At 65.1% G+C, this 17,114-nt stretch carries 17 protein-coding genes; 7 read left to right on the plus strand and 10 right to left on the minus strand.

The annotated features are described in order from the left end of the window. Window positions 1-20: 20 nt before the first annotated feature. Together JQ566_RS09150 and JQ566_RS09155 are read left to right on the plus strand one after the other, a co-directional pair. Window positions 21-257, plus strand: a complete 237-nt coding sequence (locus JQ566_RS09150; protein WP_011088461.1) for a BolA family protein — start codon at window positions 21-23, stop codon at window positions 255-257. A gap of 24 nt (window positions 258-281) precedes the next feature. Further along, a complete protein-coding gene (locus JQ566_RS09155; RefSeq protein WP_212371912.1) occupies window positions 282-1,475 on the plus strand; it encodes a low temperature requirement protein A in 1,194 nt (397 codons plus the stop codon). Window positions 1,476-1,487: 12 nt separating this feature from the next. Here the strand turns inward: JQ566_RS09155 and egtD are convergent, their stop codons facing one another. Next, complete coding sequence (gene egtD / locus JQ566_RS09160; protein ID WP_212371913.1) at window positions 1,488-2,459, minus strand: L-histidine N(alpha)-methyltransferase; 972 nt, start codon at window positions 2,457-2,459, stop codon at window positions 1,488-1,490. Window positions 2,460-2,506: 47 nt separating this feature from the next. Next, window positions 2,507-3,805: an ergothioneine biosynthesis protein EgtB gene (gene egtB, locus JQ566_RS09165; RefSeq protein WP_212371914.1), complete on the minus strand. Its 1,299-nt coding sequence runs from the start codon at window positions 3,803-3,805 to the stop codon at window positions 2,507-2,509. A gap of 239 nt (window positions 3,806-4,044) precedes the next feature. Here egtB and grxD point away from each other — a divergent pair, with 239 nt between their 5' ends. The 3 genes from grxD to JQ566_RS09180 are packed head-to-tail and all read left to right on the plus strand — an operon-like array spanning window position 4,045 to window position 6,205. Further along, window positions 4,045-4,371, plus strand: coding sequence for a Grx4 family monothiol glutaredoxin (grxD, locus tag JQ566_RS09170; protein ID WP_080140390.1), 327 nt, complete (start codon window positions 4,045-4,047; stop codon window positions 4,369-4,371). A gap of 3 nt (window positions 4,372-4,374) precedes the next feature. Beyond that, window positions 4,375-4,929 carry an O-acetyl-ADP-ribose deacetylase gene (locus JQ566_RS09175; RefSeq protein WP_212371915.1) on the plus strand — a complete coding sequence of 185 codons (555 nt, stop codon included), beginning with the start codon at window positions 4,375-4,377 and terminating at the stop codon, window positions 4,927-4,929. Beyond that, the gene (locus JQ566_RS09180; RefSeq protein WP_212371916.1) at window positions 4,886-6,205 is read left to right on the plus strand and encodes a serine hydrolase domain-containing protein; all 1,320 of its coding nucleotides are present in this window, start codon (window positions 4,886-4,888) and stop codon (window positions 6,203-6,205) included. The genes JQ566_RS09175 and JQ566_RS09180 overlap by 44 nt, the downstream gene beginning before the upstream one ends. 103 nt (window positions 6,206-6,308) lie before the next feature. Here JQ566_RS09180 and JQ566_RS09185 read toward each other — a convergent pair whose 3' ends face one another. Then, window positions 6,309-7,376 (minus strand): threonine aldolase family protein, encoded by a 1,068-nt coding sequence (locus tag JQ566_RS09185; RefSeq protein ID WP_212371917.1) that lies wholly within the window; start codon window positions 7,374-7,376, stop codon window positions 6,309-6,311. A 76-nt stretch (window positions 7,377-7,452) separates the two neighbouring features. Here JQ566_RS09185 and JQ566_RS09190 point away from each other — a divergent pair, with 76 nt between their 5' ends. Beyond that, complete coding sequence (locus JQ566_RS09190) at window positions 7,453-7,734, plus strand: hypothetical protein (protein WP_212371918.1); 282 nt, start codon at window positions 7,453-7,455, stop codon at window positions 7,732-7,734. On the opposite strand, the gene rpsD is transcribed toward JQ566_RS09190, so the two are convergent. The 6 genes from rpsD to JQ566_RS09220 form a co-directional block, all read right to left on the minus strand. After that, window positions 7,722-8,339 carry a 30S ribosomal protein S4 gene (rpsD, locus tag JQ566_RS09195; RefSeq protein ID WP_061882948.1) on the minus strand — a complete coding sequence of 206 codons (618 nt, stop codon included), beginning with the start codon at window positions 8,337-8,339 and terminating at the stop codon, window positions 7,722-7,724. The genes JQ566_RS09190 and rpsD overlap by 13 nt on opposite strands. Before the next feature lie 199 nt (window positions 8,340-8,538). Continuing rightward, complete coding sequence (locus tag JQ566_RS09200; protein WP_212371919.1) at window positions 8,539-9,306, minus strand: acyltransferase; 768 nt, start codon at window positions 9,304-9,306, stop codon at window positions 8,539-8,541. 230 nt (window positions 9,307-9,536) lie between these two features. Beyond that, window positions 9,537-10,310: an HpcH/HpaI aldolase family protein gene (locus JQ566_RS09205; RefSeq protein WP_212371920.1), complete on the minus strand. Its 774-nt coding sequence runs from the start codon at window positions 10,308-10,310 to the stop codon at window positions 9,537-9,539. A 59-nt stretch (window positions 10,311-10,369) separates the two neighbouring features. Then, a complete protein-coding gene (murI, locus tag JQ566_RS09210) occupies window positions 10,370-11,167 on the minus strand; it encodes a glutamate racemase (protein WP_212371921.1) in 798 nt (265 codons plus the stop codon). Window positions 11,168-11,458: 291 nt separating this feature from the next. After that, window positions 11,459-12,265 carry a Crp/Fnr family transcriptional regulator gene (locus JQ566_RS09215; RefSeq protein WP_212371922.1) on the minus strand — a complete coding sequence of 269 codons (807 nt, stop codon included), beginning with the start codon at window positions 12,263-12,265 and terminating at the stop codon, window positions 11,459-11,461. A 248-nt stretch (window positions 12,266-12,513) separates the two neighbouring features. Further along, window positions 12,514-13,593, minus strand: coding sequence for a SecDF P1 head subdomain-containing protein (locus JQ566_RS09220; RefSeq protein WP_212371923.1), 1,080 nt, complete (start codon window positions 13,591-13,593; stop codon window positions 12,514-12,516). A 228-nt stretch (window positions 13,594-13,821) separates the two neighbouring features. On the opposite strand from JQ566_RS09220, the gene JQ566_RS09225 reads away from it, so the two are divergent. Further along, window positions 13,822-15,729 carry an acyl-CoA synthetase gene (locus tag JQ566_RS09225; RefSeq protein ID WP_212371924.1) on the plus strand — a complete coding sequence of 636 codons (1,908 nt, stop codon included), beginning with the start codon at window positions 13,822-13,824 and terminating at the stop codon, window positions 15,727-15,729. Between the two features lie 160 nt (window positions 15,730-15,889). On the opposite strand, the gene JQ566_RS09230 is transcribed toward JQ566_RS09225, so the two are convergent. Continuing rightward, window positions 15,890-17,062: a M20 aminoacylase family protein gene (locus JQ566_RS09230; RefSeq protein ID WP_212371925.1), complete on the minus strand. Its 1,173-nt coding sequence runs from the start codon at window positions 17,060-17,062 to the stop codon at window positions 15,890-15,892. Between the last annotated feature and the right edge of the window lie 52 nt (window positions 17,063-17,114).

A 17,114-nucleotide genomic window follows, 5' to 3' on the forward strand; every position in this document is an offset into this window, starting at 1 on the left:
CCAGAAGGAGCAAGACCCGAATGCCCATGGACGCCCACGATATCGAGGCGATGATCAAGGCAGCGATCCCCGATGCCGAGGTGACCATCCGTGACCTCGCCGGCGACGGCGACCACTATGCCGCGACCGTGATCTCGGAATCCTTCCGCGGCAAGTCGCGCGTCCAGCAGCACCAGATCGTCTATCAGTCCCTGCGCGGCCAGATGGGGGGCGTCCTGCACGCGCTGGCGCTGCAAACCGGCGTACCCGGTACCTGACCTGATCGCGCCAAGAGGACGATGATGGCTGCGGACAACCCGCGCGGCGCGATGTTTCGCGTCATCGTGCCGAACCAGCACAGCCGCGTCACCAATGCCGAGCTGTTCTTCGACCTCGTCTTCGTCTTTGCCGTCACGCAAATCTCGCACTCGCTGCTGCACCATTTCACGCCGCTCGGCGCGGTGCACGTCGCGGTGCTGTTTCTCGCGGTGTGGTGGGTGTGGGTCTACACCGCCTGGGTCACCAACTGGCTCAATCCCGAGCTGACGCCGGTCCGCCTCCTGCTGTTTTCGATGATGCTGGGCGGCCTCGTGCTGTCGACCACGATCCCGACGGCCTTCGAGGGGCGTGGCCTGTGGTTTGCAATTGCCTATGCGACCATGCAGGTCGGACGTACCGCGTTCTGGCTGTTCGCAACGCCGCGGCATCGAATGGCGGTGCGGCACAACGCGATCCGCATCCTGACCTGGCTGTCGATCTCCGCGGTGCTGTGGATCGCAGGCGGCTTGTGCGAGGGAGACACGCGGCTATGGCTCTGGATCGCGGCGGTGGCCTGGGAATACATCTCGCCGGCGGCACGCTTCTGGGTCCCGAAGCTCGGGTTTTCCTCGGTCGAGGCGTGGGCCGTCGAAGGCGGCCATATGGCCGAGCGCTGCGCGCTGTTCGTCATCATCGCGCTCGGCGAGGCCGTCGTCGTCAACGGCGCGACCTTCGCTGAACTGGAGTGGAGCGCGAGCAATATTCTCGCCTTCGTCTCGGCGCTGGTCGGCGCCATCGCGATGTGGTGGGTCTATTTCCACAAAGGCGCGGAGGCCGGCTCCGAGCGGATCTCCAAGTCAGCCGAATCCGGCCGTCTGGCGCGGCTCGCCTACACCTATCTGCACATGCCGATCGTCGCCGGCATCATCCTGACCGCGGTCTCGGACGAATTAGTGCTGAAGCATCCGACCGGCCATTCCGACATCCGCACGATCGTGAGCACGATCGGCGGCCCATTGGTGTTCCTGGTCGGCACCATCCTGTTCAAGCACGCGATCCGCGGCTTCCTCCAGCTCTCGCACGGCATCGGCATCATCCTGCTGCTGACGCTGAGCTGGTTCGCCGCCGATTTGTCACCGCTCTGGCTGTCGGTCGCAACCAGCGTGATCATGATCGTTGTGGCGGTGTGGGAGTCGGTGTCGCTGGGGGCGAAGGTGGAGGAGGTCGGGGAGCAATAACGCCCGAAGCGTCTACTCCGCCACCTCCAGCGCATGCACCGAGAACATCTTCGCTACGTCCGTCCAGCTCTCGCGCACGCGCCAGCCCGCGCCCTGCGCCAGCGCGGCGAAGCGGTCGAGGCTGTATTTGTAGCTGTTCTCGGTGTGAATGCTCTCGCCGGGGCGGAACGCGAAGCTGGTGCCGAGCAGGCGCACAGTCTGGCTCTTCCTGCTGATCAGGTGCATCTCGATGCGGTGGCGCTCGCGATTATAGATCGCGCGATGGGAGAAGGCGGACAGGTCGAAATTGCCGCCGAGCTCGCGGTTGATCCGCACCAGCACATTGAGGTTGAAGCGCGCAGTGACACCGGCGGAATCGTTGTAGGCATCAAACAGCACGCGCTCGTCCTTCTCGAGGTCGGCGCCGATGATCATCTGCGCGCCCCGGCCCAGGATTTCGCGGGCGCTCTTCAGGAAGGCTTGCGCTTCATGCGGCTCGAAATTGCCGATGGTCGAGCCCGGGAAGAATCCGACCTTGGGCATCGATGCCACCTGCTTGGGCAGCTCGAACGGCGTCGTGAAATCGGCGGCGACCGGATAGATGCCGAGCGAGGGGAAGTCGCGCTTCAGGCCGCTCGCCTGCGCCGCCAGGAAATCGCCGGAGATGTCGACGGGCACATAGGCGGCGAACTTGCAGTGGCCCAGCAGCAGGCGGACCTTGGTGGTCGCGCCGGCGCCGAACTCGACCAGCGCCGCATGCTCCGGAATGATCTTTGCGATCTCGCCCCCGCGTTCCCTCAGGATCGATAGCTCGGTGCGCGTCGGATAATATTCCGGCAGCTTCGTGATCGCCTCGAACAGCTCCGATCCCGTCGCATCATAAAAGTATTTCGGCGACAGCTTTTTCGGCTGCTGCGACAGGTCCTCGATGGCCTCGCGGGCAAAGGCAGTGGTCTGCTCGTCGGGAAGATGGGCCTCGGCCAAAGCGCTGGCGTGCACATTCATGATACTCTCCTGAACGCGCTGTCCGGCGCGCATCTGTCGTCGGAATTTTAATCGTAGTCGGCGAGCCGCAACCCCGTGAACTGCCAGCGGTGGTGCGGATAGAAGAAGTTGCGGTAGGTGATACGGCTGTGGCCTTGCGGAGTTGCAAGCGAGGAGCCGCGCAGCACGAGCTGGTTGACCATGAACTTGCCGTTGTACTCGCCGAGCGCGCCTTCGACGGCGCGATAGCCGGGGTAGGGCGAGTAAGAGCTGCGGGTCCATTGCCAGACGAGGCCGAAGGCGTCGTTGAGCTGGCCAGCGCGGGCCGCAACCTCCCATTCCATCTCGGTTGGGAGATGCTTGCCGGACCAGCGCGCGAAGGCGTCGGCCTCATAGTAGCTGATGTGGCAGACCGGCGCGTCCGGATCGACCGGCTTGAGGCCGGCCAGCGTCATCACCTGCCATGCGCCGTCGACCTCGCGCCAATAGCCCGGGGCCTGCCAGTCTTCCTTGCTGGCCGCGGCAAAGCCGTCCATCAGCCACAGCGTTGCCGTCCGGTAGCCGCCGTCACGCATGAAGGCGAGCCATTCGCCATTGGTGACGAGATTGCAGGCGATCCTGACCGGGCCGACGAGGGCGCGGTGCGCCGGCTCCTCGTTGTCGAAATGGAAGCCGTCGTCGACATGGCCGACGGTGTGGATGCCTTCGTTGAGTGTTAGCCAATCATCGCCGCTGCGCGTTGCGGCCGGGAAGCGCCAGTCCGGGTCATAGGACGGGTAGATCGGGTTCTGCGCAAAGGCATGCAGGATGTCGGTGAACATCAGCTCCTGATGCTGCTGCTCGTGGTTGAGCCCGACCTCGACCAGCGGCGCGATCTCGCGAAGCCTGTCCGCGCCAGCCTCACGGAAGAATTTGACGACGGCCGCATCGACGTATTTGCGATAGGCGCCGACCTCGTCGGCACTGGGACGGGTGATGTCGCCGCGATGATTGCGGGCATGTCGCGGGCCGGCGCTGACGTAGTAAGAATTGAACAGGAACGCGAAATCGGGGTGGAAGGGCCGGTAGCCCACAGCGTGTTCGCCGAGCAGGAATTGCTCCCAGAACCAGGTGGTATGGGCCCGGTGCCATTTGGTCGGGCTGGCATCGGGCATCGACTGGATCTGCTGGTCCTCTGGTGACAGCGGCGCTGCCCGCCGTTCGGTCTCGTTGCGGACGGCGAGAAACGCCGCTTCCAGCCGCTGGGCGCGGTCGTCCGGGAGGGAGGACGGTGACGAAAGCTGGGTGGCGGCCGTGGCTGAGGCTTGTTTCGTCACGTTTTTCTCCAGACAGGACAAGAGAACGTTGTTCGCGCGACCCGGTTCCATGAACAGGGTTCGTCCTAGATAGGGGCTCCGTTACGGTATGAAAGTCCTTTCCGACGATGATATTGATGTCATCAGCCTATGGACCTGTTGGGCCCGGCACGGCCGCCGAGGGGCCCGTCGCCGCCATTTTACTTTGGATGCACAACGGTTTGGGCTACATATATGGGCAGGTATCGGGTTAAATCGGCTGAGCCGGCCCGAAGCAATTGGTGAGGGCTCGGCCCCGGAAGGACATGGATATGAGCATCGCGGAATTCATCGACAACGAAGTGAAGTCGAACGACGTGGTTCTGTTTATGAAGGGTACGCCGCAATTTCCGCAGTGCGGTTTCTCCGGCCAGGTCGTCCAGATCCTGGACCATATCGGTGTCGGCTATAAGGGCCTCAACGTCCTCGAATCCGCCGAGCTGCGCAACGGGATCAAGGAATACTCGAACTGGCCGACCATCCCGCAGCTCTATGTGAAGGGCGAGTTCGTCGGTGGCTGCGACATCGTCCGCGAGATGTTCCAGGCCGGCGAATTGCAGCAGCTCTTCTCCGAAAAGGGCGTCGTCGTCGCAGCCTGACACGTGACCCTGCTGACGCGCCGGATTGGCGGCGCCGAGCTCGAGGTCATCGTTGCCGACATCACGACACTCGGCGTTGACGCCATCGTCAACGCGGCCAACACGTCGCTCCTTGGCGGGGGCGGCGTGGACGGTGCGATCCATCGGGCGGCGGGGCCCGAGCTCGTCGCTGAATGCCGCATGCTCCACGGCTGCAAGACGGGCGATGCGAAGATCACCGGGGGCTATCGGCTCAAGGCCGCACATGTGATCCACACCGTCGGGCCGGTCTGGAATGGCGGCACGCTCGGCGAGGACGATCTGCTCGCCTCCTGTTATCGCCGATCGATGGAGCTGTGTGGTAAGCACAGCTTGACCTCGGTGGCATTCCCCGCAATTTCGACCGGCATTTTCCGCTTTCCTGCCGATCGGGCAGCCGATATTGCCGTGCGCGCGACGGTCGATGGGCTCGCTGCTGCGCCGTCCGTTGCTCGCGTGGTGTTCTGCTGCTTCGCCGAGCCTGGCGCCGAACTCCATGCCGAGGCGCTTGCGCGACACGGCGGCCCCTGTGCCGATTGAGCTGATCAGTACACGCCGTGGGCGCCGCGCGTTCATCGCGGCGCTCGTTCTTCTCGTTGGGGTCGTCGGCGCGAAGGCCGGCTCCGAGGGACGCACTGCCCGCACACTCTCCGCGGAAGGGTTGGCGAAGGTTTCCGACTACATCCGGAATGAGGTCGCGACGGGCAAGATCCCCGGTGCCATCCTGCTGCTCCAGCAACACGGCAAGCCGGTCTATAACGAGAATTTCGGTGTTCGCGATGCCGCCACCGAGATGTCGATGAGCGCGGATACGATCTTTCGTCTCTATTCGATGTCGAAGCCGATCACATCGGTCGTGGCGATGATGCTGGTCGAAGAAGGCAGGCTTTCGCTCGACGATCCCGTTTCCAAACACATTCCGGCTTTCGCCGACATGAAGGTCGGCGTCGAGAGGAAAGCAGGGGACGGCAAGGCTTCGCTGACGTTGGAGCCGCAGGAACGTCCGGTCACGATCAAGGACCTCTTGCGCCACACCGCGGGGCTGCCTTACGGCTTCTACGGTGGTGGGCTGGTGCGCGAGCTCCATGCTGCGGCCGACCTCTTCAACAGCGATCTCTCCAACGCCGAGTTCGTCGCGAAGATCGCCACGCTGCCGCTCGTCGAGCAGCCGGGCACGGTGTGGGATTACGGCTTTGCCACCGATGTGCTCGGCCGCGTCGTCGAGGTGGTCTCGGGCAAGACGCTGCTGCAGTTCGAGAAGGAGCGGCTGCTCGATCCGCTCGGCATGACCGAGACCGCATTCTACGTCGCCGATCCCGCCAAGTTTCCGCGCATCGCCGAGCCGATGCCGGAAGACCGCAGCATCAGCCCGACGACTGAGGTCCGCGATATCAGGCGGCCCGTGACATGGGAATCAGGTGGCGCCGGCATGGTCGGCACGGTCGGCGACTACGCCCGCTTCGCGCAGATGCTGCTGAATGGCGGCACCTTTGAAGGCCGGCGCTATCTCAAAGCCGAAACGGTTGCGCTGATGGCGTCGGATCATATCGGCCCCGAGACTGCAATCGCACGCGACCAGTACTATTATCCGGGCGGCAATTCCGGCTTCGGCCTTGGCTTCGCCGTGCGCACCTCTGTGCCGACGGGCACCTCATGGCCGCTTGGCGAATATCGCTGGGACGGCGTCGGCGGCACGTTCTTCTTCATCGATCCCGAAGACGATCTGTTCGGGATCTTCATGGTGCAGACGCCCTCGCAGCGCGGCCGGATTCAACTCGAGCTGAAGACACTGATCTATCAGGCGATGGGGCGGTGAAGCGGTCGCCTCCGTAGATCCGGATGGAGCGCAGCGCAATCCGGGGTTCTCACCGATGAAAGATTGTCCCGGATTACGCTGCGCTCCATCCGGGCTACGGGACCTACGCTCCGCGCACGATCTCGCGCACGTATCCGATCGTCTCCTCGATCTGGCCCGCATTGACGTCGAGATGCGTGCAGGCGCGGATGCGGCCGTCCATCATCGCAAGTGTGACGCCGCGTTGGCGCAACGCGGTGACCATCTTGTCGCCGGGAATGCCGGCGCCGTCCGGCTTGAAGAACACGAGATTGGTCTCGGGCTCCTGCACCTCGATGCCTGCGATCTGCGACAGCCCGCGGGCGAGCGCCCGCGCATTGGTGTGGTCGTCGGCCAAGCGCTCGACGTGATGGTCGAGCGCGTAGATGCAGGCCGCCGCGCAGATCCCGGCCTGCCGCATCGAGCCGCCGAGGCGCTGCTTCCACTGCCACACCGCATCGATGAAGGCGCGCGAGCCCGCGAGCACGCCGCCGATCGGCGCACCGAGGCCCTTCGAGAAGTCGATCCAGGCCGAATCCCAGCCCGCGGTCATGTCGCGCGGCGAGATGCCGCTCGCCACGGTGGCGTTGAGCAGACGCGCGCCGTCCATATGGGTGACGAGGCCGTGTTGCCTGGCGATCGCGACGATCTCGTCGAGCACCGCCTTCTTCCAGATCGTGCCGCCACCGATATTGGCGGTCTGCTCGACGCTGACGACGGTCTGCGGCGGCTGGTAACGCGTGCGCGGGTGCAGCGCCTTGCGGAGAGTCTCCGGCGTGAACTGGCCATCGGGGCCCTTGAGCTGGGTGACCTGGAAGCCGCCGATCGCCGCATGCGCGCCGCATTCGCGCGCGATGATGTGCGCGGTCTCATGCGCGAGGATCTCGTCGCCGGCGCGGCAATGCACCAGCGTCGCGGTGACGTTGCACATCGTGCCCGAAGGCATGTAGACCGCCGCTTCCTTGCCGAGCAGATCCGCAACGCGCTCGCACAGCGCGTTCACGGTCGGGTCGTCGCCGACCTGCTCGTCACCGACCTCCGCCCGCGCCATCGCCTCGCGCATCGCCGCCGTCGGCCTGGTCTGCGTGTCCGAGAGCAGATTGATGCGCACCGGCGGCGCCTTGGGATCGACGGGGGGAGGGGTGTAGAGCATGGCGTGTCTCATTCTCTAGTCGAACAACTGCGACGTATTGCGTGCGTGTCCCGATGACCTGTCAGCCACGAGAACATTGAGCGACGCGCTGCCGAGCGGCGAGGAGGATCTCGCCTGGCGTGTCAGCTGTGAAGATATTGCAATCAGGCAGAGCGAACAGCCCCTGATATCGGCAGATCTGCTCGGCGCGGGAGAGGGCCTCCCACGCGCGAAGCGCCGCTTCAGTCGGCGCTGCCGAAGGCAGAGTGTTGACGAACTGGTCGGCCGCGCGAGACATCGATGGCATGCTACCAAACAAAAAGGCCCCGGAAAACCGGGGCCTTTGAACGTCGATCTGCCGAATGATCAGCGCGAATAGAATTCGACGACCAGATGCGGCTCCATCTGCACCGGGAACGGCACATCGGAGAGGCCGGGGATGCGGGTGTATTTCGCGGTCATCTTGCCGTGGTCGACTTCGAGATAGTCGGGGACCTCGCGCTCGGGGAGCTGGCTGGCTTCGAGCACGTGGGCGAGCTGCTTGGAGGCTTCCTTGACCTCGATCACGTCGCCGACCTTGAGCTGGTAGCTCGAGATGTTGACCTTGCGGCCGTTCACCTTGACGTGGCCGTGGTTGATGAACTGGCGGGCGGCGAAGATGGTGGAGACGAACTTGGCGCGGTACACGACCGCGTCGAGACGGCGCTCCAGGAGGCCGATCAGGTTCTCGCCGGTGTCGCCCTTGAGGCGGCTCGCCTCGACATAGATGCCGTGGAACTGACGCTCGCTGATGTTGGCGTAATAGCCCTTCAGCTTCTGCTTGGCGCGGAGCTGCACGCCGAAGTCGGAGAGCTTGCCCTTGCGGCGCTGGCCGTGCTGGCCGGGGCCGTACTCCCTGCGGTTCACGGGGCTCTTCGGGCGGCCCCAGATGTTCTGGCCCATACGGCGATCGATCTTGTACTTCGCCTCACTGCGCTTAGTCATCGCGTCCTCTTCGGTTGCATGGTTTGAGGAAACGCGCCCTCCTGTGTGACGGGATGATCCCGGCACCGACAGGTCCGATCCCCAAAGCTTAAGGGATTTGACCACGGGTCGCGAAACGCTTCGCGGGCCGAAATCGGCCCGCGAGCAGGCGGCTTTTAGGGGAGTTTGGGGCCGGCTGTCAATGCGAGTGGCCCCGGAATCAGCTCCTCACCGCGCGGACGGGCTTGGGAATGGCTTCCCGCAATTCGGCAGCGATTTCAGTGTTCAGGACCTGTTCCAGCCGGGTCAGGACCCTCGCGATCGGGGCGGCGTCGGTGACCCGGTGGTCCCAGCGGATCACGACATGGATCGTCTGATCCGGCCCGACGAGCCCATAGCTGACGACAAAGGGGCCCGGCGTGATGGGGTGGAGCTCGCCGCCGCCATAGGCGGCCACCGAGCTCACCGCGAAGCTGCCGAACCAGTTGCCGCGCTGGCGGCCGAAATTCAGGCCGATGGCCCAGGACAGGCGCCGCAGCGGTAGCGGCAGGCGGGTTGCCCGCATGATCTTGCGGAACATCGGGACGTCCTCAACCGGGGCCGTCTTGCCGAGCCGGATTTCCGCATCGATCGCTGCCAGCGAAAGGGTCTCAGGAGCGGCGATTCGCTGAGGCAGCACGCATTCCTCGCCATTCTCGACCCGGGCGATCGCGACCGTCGCCACGCTCTTCGGCAGCTCATAGAGGGCCGGCCACGGCCATTTGGCGTAGACGGTGCGAAGGATCGGCTCGTCTCGGGCAACCAGGGCGAACGCCTTGACGAACATCGCGGCCCAGCCGGCGGGGGCTGTCGCCGCCGTGCGGGCGTCCAGCAGGGGGCGGATATTGAGCGAACGGGAGAGCGAAACGAAGGGCACGCCCATCGAGGCATGCATGAGGTCGCAGATCAGACGGCGCCGCAGCGAAATGGTCTTGGGCGTCCCGCGCATTGTCTCCGTTTCCCAGGGATCAAAAGATCAAAATATGTGCAGCGAGCGGGGTGCTCGCCCGCTCGCTCTAGCACGAACCAACCCGTTTAGGGTCGGTCGGTTCGCCGCTTCGGGGCATCGCCAATTTGGTCCTGATATGGACGTAAAAATCAATTATTTTCAATGGCTTATCTCTTGAGTGGGCGATCGCGGCGGCGCCGCAGGTCCCGACAATGCGTCAATCGGCTTGTTCAGCGCCTGACCCCCTCGAACGCCGCCATGATTCCGCGCTGGAACAGCGACCAGTCGAAACCGAGCGCGATCGCGCGGTAGCCGCGGTCGATCAGGGCGTTGGCCTGGTCGGCGGTGCGCGCCACGCCGCCGATCGGCACGCCGCTTCGGAGGATGCCGGCCTCGGCGCGCGCGATCAGTTCGAGCAGCTCCGGATCGTCCATCTGGCCGCGCTTGTTGATGGAGGTGGCGAGATCGCCGGGGCCGATCACGGCGACGTCGATGCCTGATGTCGCCATGATCTCGTCGATGCGATTGACGGCATCGACATGCTCGATGGTGATCATGCAGATCATCTCGTCGTCGGCGCTGGCCATGTAGTCCGGCATCGACTGCCCCCAGCGGAACGGCGCGTGGAACGGGCCCCAGAGCCGGTCGCCGCGCGGCGGGTAGCGCACGCTGCGCACTGCTTTTTCGGCGTCGGCGCGGCTCGTGATCATCGGGAAGTTGATGCCGAAGGCGCCGATGTCCATTGGGGCCTTCGCGAGCCACGGCTCGTTCGCGGCGATCCGCACCAAGGGGGTGCAGGGCGTGCCGGTCGTGGCGGCGATCATCGCATGTGCTTCGGTCAAACCAATCGGACCATGTTCGAGATCGACGATGATCCAGTCGAGCGAGCGCGCCATGATCTGCACCATCTGCACGCTCGGGATGGTCGCGATCGCGCCGAAGGCGGGGCGGCCCTCGCGCCACAATTGGCGGAGGCGGTTGAGCGGCTGAGTCGGGACCGACATGGAAAACCTGCGGGACGATGGCGACGGCAAAGCCTAGCAGCGCGCCGTCGAGGCGCAAGTCAGGCCACAGCGCGCCCGCCGAAGAACGGCGTCAGCGTGGCCGAAAGGCCATGTACGCGCTTTGATGTAAAAATCATCTCGGCGCCGGACTGCGCGATGCCGCAACCAGGCGCACCGAGCAGATCCGAGACGCGGCGGGCGATCGCGGGCGCCGGATCGATCCAGTCGACCGGCCAGGGTGCGAGCTTCTTCAGCCGGTCGAGCAGCAGCGGATAGTGCGTGCAGGCGAGCACCACGGTGTCGGTGCGCGCGCTCGCGTCCGCGGCATCGCCGACGAAGCAGGGGGCGAGCTCGGCGAGGATGGCGCCGTCGCTGATGGGGGTGCCGCCTAGCGCGGCCTCGGCGAGCGAGGCGAGCTCCGGCGAGCCGACCAGCGTCACCTCGCATCCTTGCGCGAAATTGCGGATCAGCGCCTTGGTGTATTCGCGCTTCACCGTGCCCTTGGTGCCGAGCACCGAGACGCGGCGGGTCCTGGACTGAGCGCAGGCCGGCTTGATCGCCGGCACCGTCCCGACGAAGGGCAGGGAATAGGCTGCGCGCAAGTGCGACAGGACCAGGGTGGACGCCGTGTTGCAGGCGATGACGACGAGGTCGGGATCATGGGTGCCGATCAGCTCCCCCATCAGCGGCACGACGCGGGCGATGATCTCGTCCTCGCTGTGGTGGCCGTAGGGGAAGAAGGCATCGTCGGCGACATAGACATAATGCGCGTCCGGGCGCGCAGTCACGACCTCACGCAGCACCGTGAGCCCGCCAAGGCCGGAATCGAACACCAGGATCGTCGGAGAATTGGTCACGCCATTACCCTAACCCCTCATGGTTACCATTCGGTTTTTGGGGCGATTTTGCGGCGGATCCCGACCCGGAGGGCCGAAGTCTCGTGTCCCGGACGCGCTGCAACGCTTCTTAGCGTTGCCGCGCAGAGCCGGGACCCATGCCGCACGGTTGCTCTTGGAGGCATGGGCCCCGGCTCTGCAGCGCACCGCGAAAGCGCTGCGCTGCGTCCGGGGCACGAGAGCAAGATATGGGCGCGCGCCTTCTCCACATCACGTCGTGATGTGCGATCTCACGTGGGACGCGCGCAGCGCTCACGCGATCCTGTTCGTGGCGGCCGCGCGCTCCGTTGCCAGTTGCTTCTGCAAGCGATCGATGTTTTGCAGGAGGCGCTGGCTGGTCAGCACCAGGAAATAATAGCCGAACTGCGGATCCTGGAAGTAGATCTCGAGCAGCCGGTCATAGGTGATCGTCAGCACCTGGCCGTCCTCGATGCATTCGATCGTTCCGGTGCGGCGGTTGTCCGGCGTCAGGAAGCCGAGCTCGCCCATCAGCGCGCCCGGCAGGATCTCGACGTTGATCTCCTTGACCAGGAATTTGCCGGTGACCGTGAGCAGCATCTCCTTGGCGGGGTCGCCCAGCTTGAACAGCGTGTCGCCGCGGCGATATTTGCGCTCGGTCATGAACGGCTTGAGCCATTCAATCGACATGTCGCCTTCGGTCGCATGCCGCGCCTTCTTGACCAGCTTGAGCATCTGCCGCAGGCGCAGGGCGTTGATCGGAAGCATCAGGAGATAGAGCAGGAACGTCGCGACGTTGGCGGTGAGCGCGCCGAAGAGAGCAAAGAACGCGCAGCCGATCATGTTGGCGACGCGCAGCGGCACCATCGTCCGCATCAAGAGGGTGGCGACGAAGAAGACCGCCCCGACCACGGCAAACAGATTGGCGAGCGTGATGTTGTGGACGAATATCTCCAAGAGCCGATTGAAGATCGCGTCGTAGGTGACGTTGTCGGGGTCGAGGCCCATCTGCACCAGGATTTTCGCGATCCTGAGGTTATCCGTGGCCGCGTCGAGAATGCGGTCGAGGATCGACGAAATGTCTGCGCTGCCGGACGGCATGGTACTAACCCCACGTAAGGCATTCAGTCCTGGTCGGCACTCGTATAGCCGAAATCGAATGACGACCGCTTGAATGACGCTTCCGGCCGTCATGCCGCAAGAGGCAAATTCTAGCCTGATCGGGCGTTTCGGCAATTGCCCGTTGGTTGCGCGTCTCGCCGCGGCGCGGCCGTGATTCGGGGCAGCCGTGCGGGCTTCGGCGTCGCGGACCCGGCCTGGACGACCGACGCGGCGGGGGCGGCCGTCGCTTACGGCTTGGTGGCGGGCTGCACGACCTGCTGTTCGACCAGGCCAAGGCGTCCCGGCAGCGAGCCGGCGCGCATCAGCATGGCGACACTGTTGGCCTCTTCCAGGGTGAAGTTGCCGGAAATCTGCCCTGAGCCGCCGGTGATGGGCTCGCGGATCACGGGAGCGGAGATCACCTTGTCGTCGAGCACGATGGCAAAGGGCTTTCCGACGTTCTCTGCAGTGATGTGGGCAAAGCGCCGCGTGCCGCGGCCGTTGAAGCGGAACGAGGCAATCGGCTCCTTGGTGCCTGCGCTGAATCCCGGGCCGGCATGGCTGATGTCGGAGCCCTCGAGCGCGCTGTCCTTGGCGACGAGATAAGGAAGCTTGTCCTTGAAGCCGAGCAGGACTTCCGTGCCCGCCGGCGGCGTGCCCGATTGCGCCTGCTCCGCGGACATCGAGAGGTCGATCAGGTGGAAGCCGACCTTGACCTTCTTGGCGAAGATCGCGGTGACATGCTCGGGCTCCGTCACGCCGGGCAGGAAGATGCGGATGCGGTCGGTCCCCTCAGGCTGGACGCTGGCAAGCTTGACGCCGGCGTCCTTGAGGCGCTGCTCGATCATGGCGATGGAATCTTCGACGAGATCGTGCAGCCGCGCGGCGGATGCGGCATCGGTCGGCGCGAGCCTGAGCAGCCCGTCGCCGGCGTCGGTCACCGTGAGCGCGTGTGTGGGTAACCCCTCCGCCGCCGAGGCGAGCTTGCGCGTGAGCTGCTCGCGACCTTTGGCGTCCGCGATCTTCACGTCGACGCCGCCGTCGCGGATCGCGAGTCCGGAGAACGCGATCCGGCCCTCACGCAGGATCTTGTAGACGTCGTCGCGCAGATCCGTCGTGACCGCCTCCCGCAAGGCGTCGGTGTCCACCTTGTAGACGATGCGCGATCCGCCCAGCTTCTCCATCTTGTCGGCGATGAAGGCCGCGACCTTGACGCGGACCTTGTCGAGCTGGCTGTCGGCAAGCGCGGCACCGGGCAGGGCGATCGCGGATACCATCGCGAACGCAGCGATCAGCCGTGTGATCCGGTTCCGCAGGGGCGTCGTCATGATGACCTCGAGTCTTGCGGCAGGGCGCTGGCAAGCGAATTCAATGGCTGTTCTTGGTCACCGGATCAGGCGCAGAGGTTCAAGAGCCACTGCGGCTAGGCGATGGACGAAACCGAAATCATCCATCATTCTGGTCCGGGTCGGCCGGCCATCGGCCGAGGCCTCGCCGAACCAAAATGTCAAAAGATATGGGGCGGGGGACATGCATCTGAGGGAGGACGGAACTTCATGGCGGGTATCCACGCGCTCGATCGGTTGATCGGCAACGACTATCCGGATCTTTTGACGGACGAGGAGGTCCGGGCGTTCGAGCAGGTCCCCTACGCCGACCGCGTCGCGGCTGCGAGCACCTATGACGCCATCAGGCTTGGTGCTGGGCGCAACCCCGACGGGGCGGCGATCCAGTTCCTGCAAAATGCTGATCCCGCCGACACGCCGCTGGTCGTCACGTATCGCGATTTCATCGCGCGCGTCACGCAGGTCGCCAACATGTTTCACGCGCTCGGCGCCGAGAAGGGCGACGTCATCAGCTTCATGCTGCCGCTGGTGCCGGATGCCTTCGTCACTCTGTTCGGTGCGGAAGCCGCCGGCATCGCCAATCCCGTCAATCCGCTGCTCGAGCCGCACCAGATCGCTGAGATCCTTCAGGCCGCCAACACCAAGATCCTGGTGGCGCTCGGACCGATGCCGGGCACCGACATCTGGCAGAAGGTCGAGCAGATCCGCCCGCAGCTCAAGCACCTGAAGGCCATCGTGCAGGTATTCGGCGGCGGCGATCCGGCCAATGGCATCTTTGCCTTCAGCGACCTGATCAAGCAGCAGCCCTCGGACCGGCTCGTCAGCGGACGCCAGATTCGCGGCGGCGACATCGCCGCCTATTTCCACACCGGCGGCACCACCGGCACGCCGAAGCTGGTGCGGCACACCCACGCCAACCAAGTCTATCAGGCCTGGGCGCTCAATCTGCTGTTGAAGGGCAAGCGCGGCGCCAATCTGCTGTTTGGCATGCCGCTGTTTCACGTCGGTGGATCGCTGACACAGGTGCTGACGACGCTGTCGAGCGGCGGCTCGCTGGTCGTGCTGTCGCCGAGCGGCTGGCGCAACCCGAATGCGGTGAAGAACATCTGGCAGCTCGTCGAGCGGTTCAAGCCCGAAGCGCTGTCGAGCGTGCCGACGGTGCTCGCCGCGACCCTCGCGGTGCCGCCGGGCAACGCGGATATCTCGAGCCTGAAATATGCGGCAGGTGGCGGCTCGGCGATTCCGGTCGCGGTCGGCTCGGCGATTCAGGAGAAACTGAAGCTACCGGTGGTCGAGGTCTACGGCATGACCGAGACCTCGAGCGTGCACACGCTCGCTTATCCCGGCCGGCCGATCCGGCTCGGCTCGGTCGGCCTTCCCATGCCTTATGCGCGCGTGCGCATCGTGCAGCTCGATGCCGAGGGACGCCTGATCCGCGACTGTAAGCCGGACGAGATCGGGGTCGTCATCATGGCCGGGCCCGGCGTGTTCGGCGGCTATCTCAACGACGAGCACAACAAAGGCGCCTTCGTCGACGAGGTCTGGGTCAACTCCGGCGATCTCGGCCGGCTCGATGCCGACGGCTATCTCTGGATCACCGGCCGCGCCAAGGATCTCGTGATCCGCGGCGGCCACAACATCGATCCGGCGCCGATCGAGGAGATCATGTTCAGACATCCCGCCGTCGGCTTCGCCGCGGTGGTCGGCCAGCCGGACGCCTATGCCGGCGAATTGCCGGTGGGGTACGTGCAGCTGAAGCCCGGCACAAAGGTGGAGCCGGGCGAGCTGGAAGCGTGGGTGCGCGAGCGCACGCCGGAGCGCGCCGCCGTTCCGGTGCAGGTCATTCCAATCGATCCGATGCCGGTGACGGGCGTCGGCAAGGTGTTCAAGCCGCAGCTGCGCTGGGACGCGGCCGAGCGCGTGTTCACCAAGGTGCTGGCGCCGCTGGTCGGGCGCGGCATCGATTGCAGGGTGAAGGTCGGTCCGCACGGCAGCCACGGCTCGATCGCGACTGTCACGCTTGCCGGCCTGCCGTCGGACCAGCGCGAGCAGGTTGCGAGCGAGGTGCATGCACTGCTTGCACCGTTCGTGATGCGCCACGAGGTGGTGCAGGTGTAAGAAGGGCAGTGATCTCGTAGGGTGGGTTAGCCCTGCAGATGCGCAAAGCGCAGCTGCTCGGTGTAACCCACCTCTTTCGTCTCCGCGGCAACAGAAGTGGTGGGTTACGCTAGCGGACTGTGCTTCGCACAGCCGCGCGCTAACCCACCCTACGAAGCCTCTAACCCGCCGGCATCCGCGTCTCGACCAGACGAGCCCAGAACGAGGCGCCGTGGCCTAGGATGTTGTCGTTGAAGACATAGGCCGGGTGGTGGCACTCGTTGCCGTCGCCCATGCCGACCAGCACCATCGCGCCGGGGCGTGCTTCCAGCATGAAGGAGAAATCCTCGGCGCCCATCATCGGGACGAACTTGTCGTTGACGCGATCGGTGCCGACGATGTCGCGGGCGACGTCGGCGGCAATGCCGGCCTCGCGCGCATGGTTCATCGTCACCGGATACATCCGCGTGTACTTCGTCTCGGCCGAACCGCCATAGGCGCGGGCGATGCTGTCGGCGACTTCGCCGATGCGGCGCTCGACGAGATCGCGCACTTCGGGGTCGAGCGTGCGCACGGTGCCGGCGAGCTCGGCGACCTCAGGGATGATGTTGAAGGCCGTGCCGGAATGGAATTGCGTGATCGAGATCACCGCTGACTTCAGCGGATCGACGTTGCGCGCGACGATCGACTGTAGCGCACCCACGATCTGCGAGCCGATCAGCACGCTGTCGACCGATTTGTGTGGACCTGCGCCGGCGTGGCCGCCCTTGCCGCGGACGGTGATCTGGATGTTGTCGGAGGAGGCGAGCATCGGGCCGGGCGTGGTGGCGAAATGGCCTTCGGGCAGGTTCGGCATGTTGTGCATGCCGTAGACCTCCTGGATGTTCCAGCGCGTCATCAGCCCGTCTTCGACCATGGCCTTGCCGCCGCCGCCGCCTTCCTCGGCGGGCTGGAAGATCATGACGGCGGTGCCGTCGAAATTGCGCGTCTCGGCGAGATATTTGGCCGCGCCCAGCAGCATCGCGGTGTGGCCGTCATGGCCGCAAGCGTGCATCTTGCCGGGGACCTTTGACGCATAGGGCACGCCCGAGGTTTCCATGATCGGCAGCGCGTCCATGTCGGCGCGCAGGCCGATGGTCTTGCCGGAGCCGGACTTGCGGCCGCGGATCACGCCGACCACGCCGGTGCGGCCGATGCCCGTCACCACCTCGTCGCAGCCGAACTCGCGCAAGCGATCGGCGACGATGGCGGCGGTGCGGTGGACTTCGTAGAGCAGCTCGGGGTTCTCGTGGAAGTCATGGCGCCAGGCGGCCATTTCGTCGGAGAGGGCGGCGACGCGATTGACGATGGGCATGAGGTGGGATCCGTTTTTTGTTGTCGTTCGTAGGGTGGGTTAGCCCTGCAGA

Origin of the sequence: Bradyrhizobium sp. SZCCT0231 (assembly GCF_018130245.1) — a bacterium.
Lineage (GTDB): Bacteria > Pseudomonadota > Alphaproteobacteria > Rhizobiales > Xanthobacteraceae > Bradyrhizobium > Bradyrhizobium japonicum_F.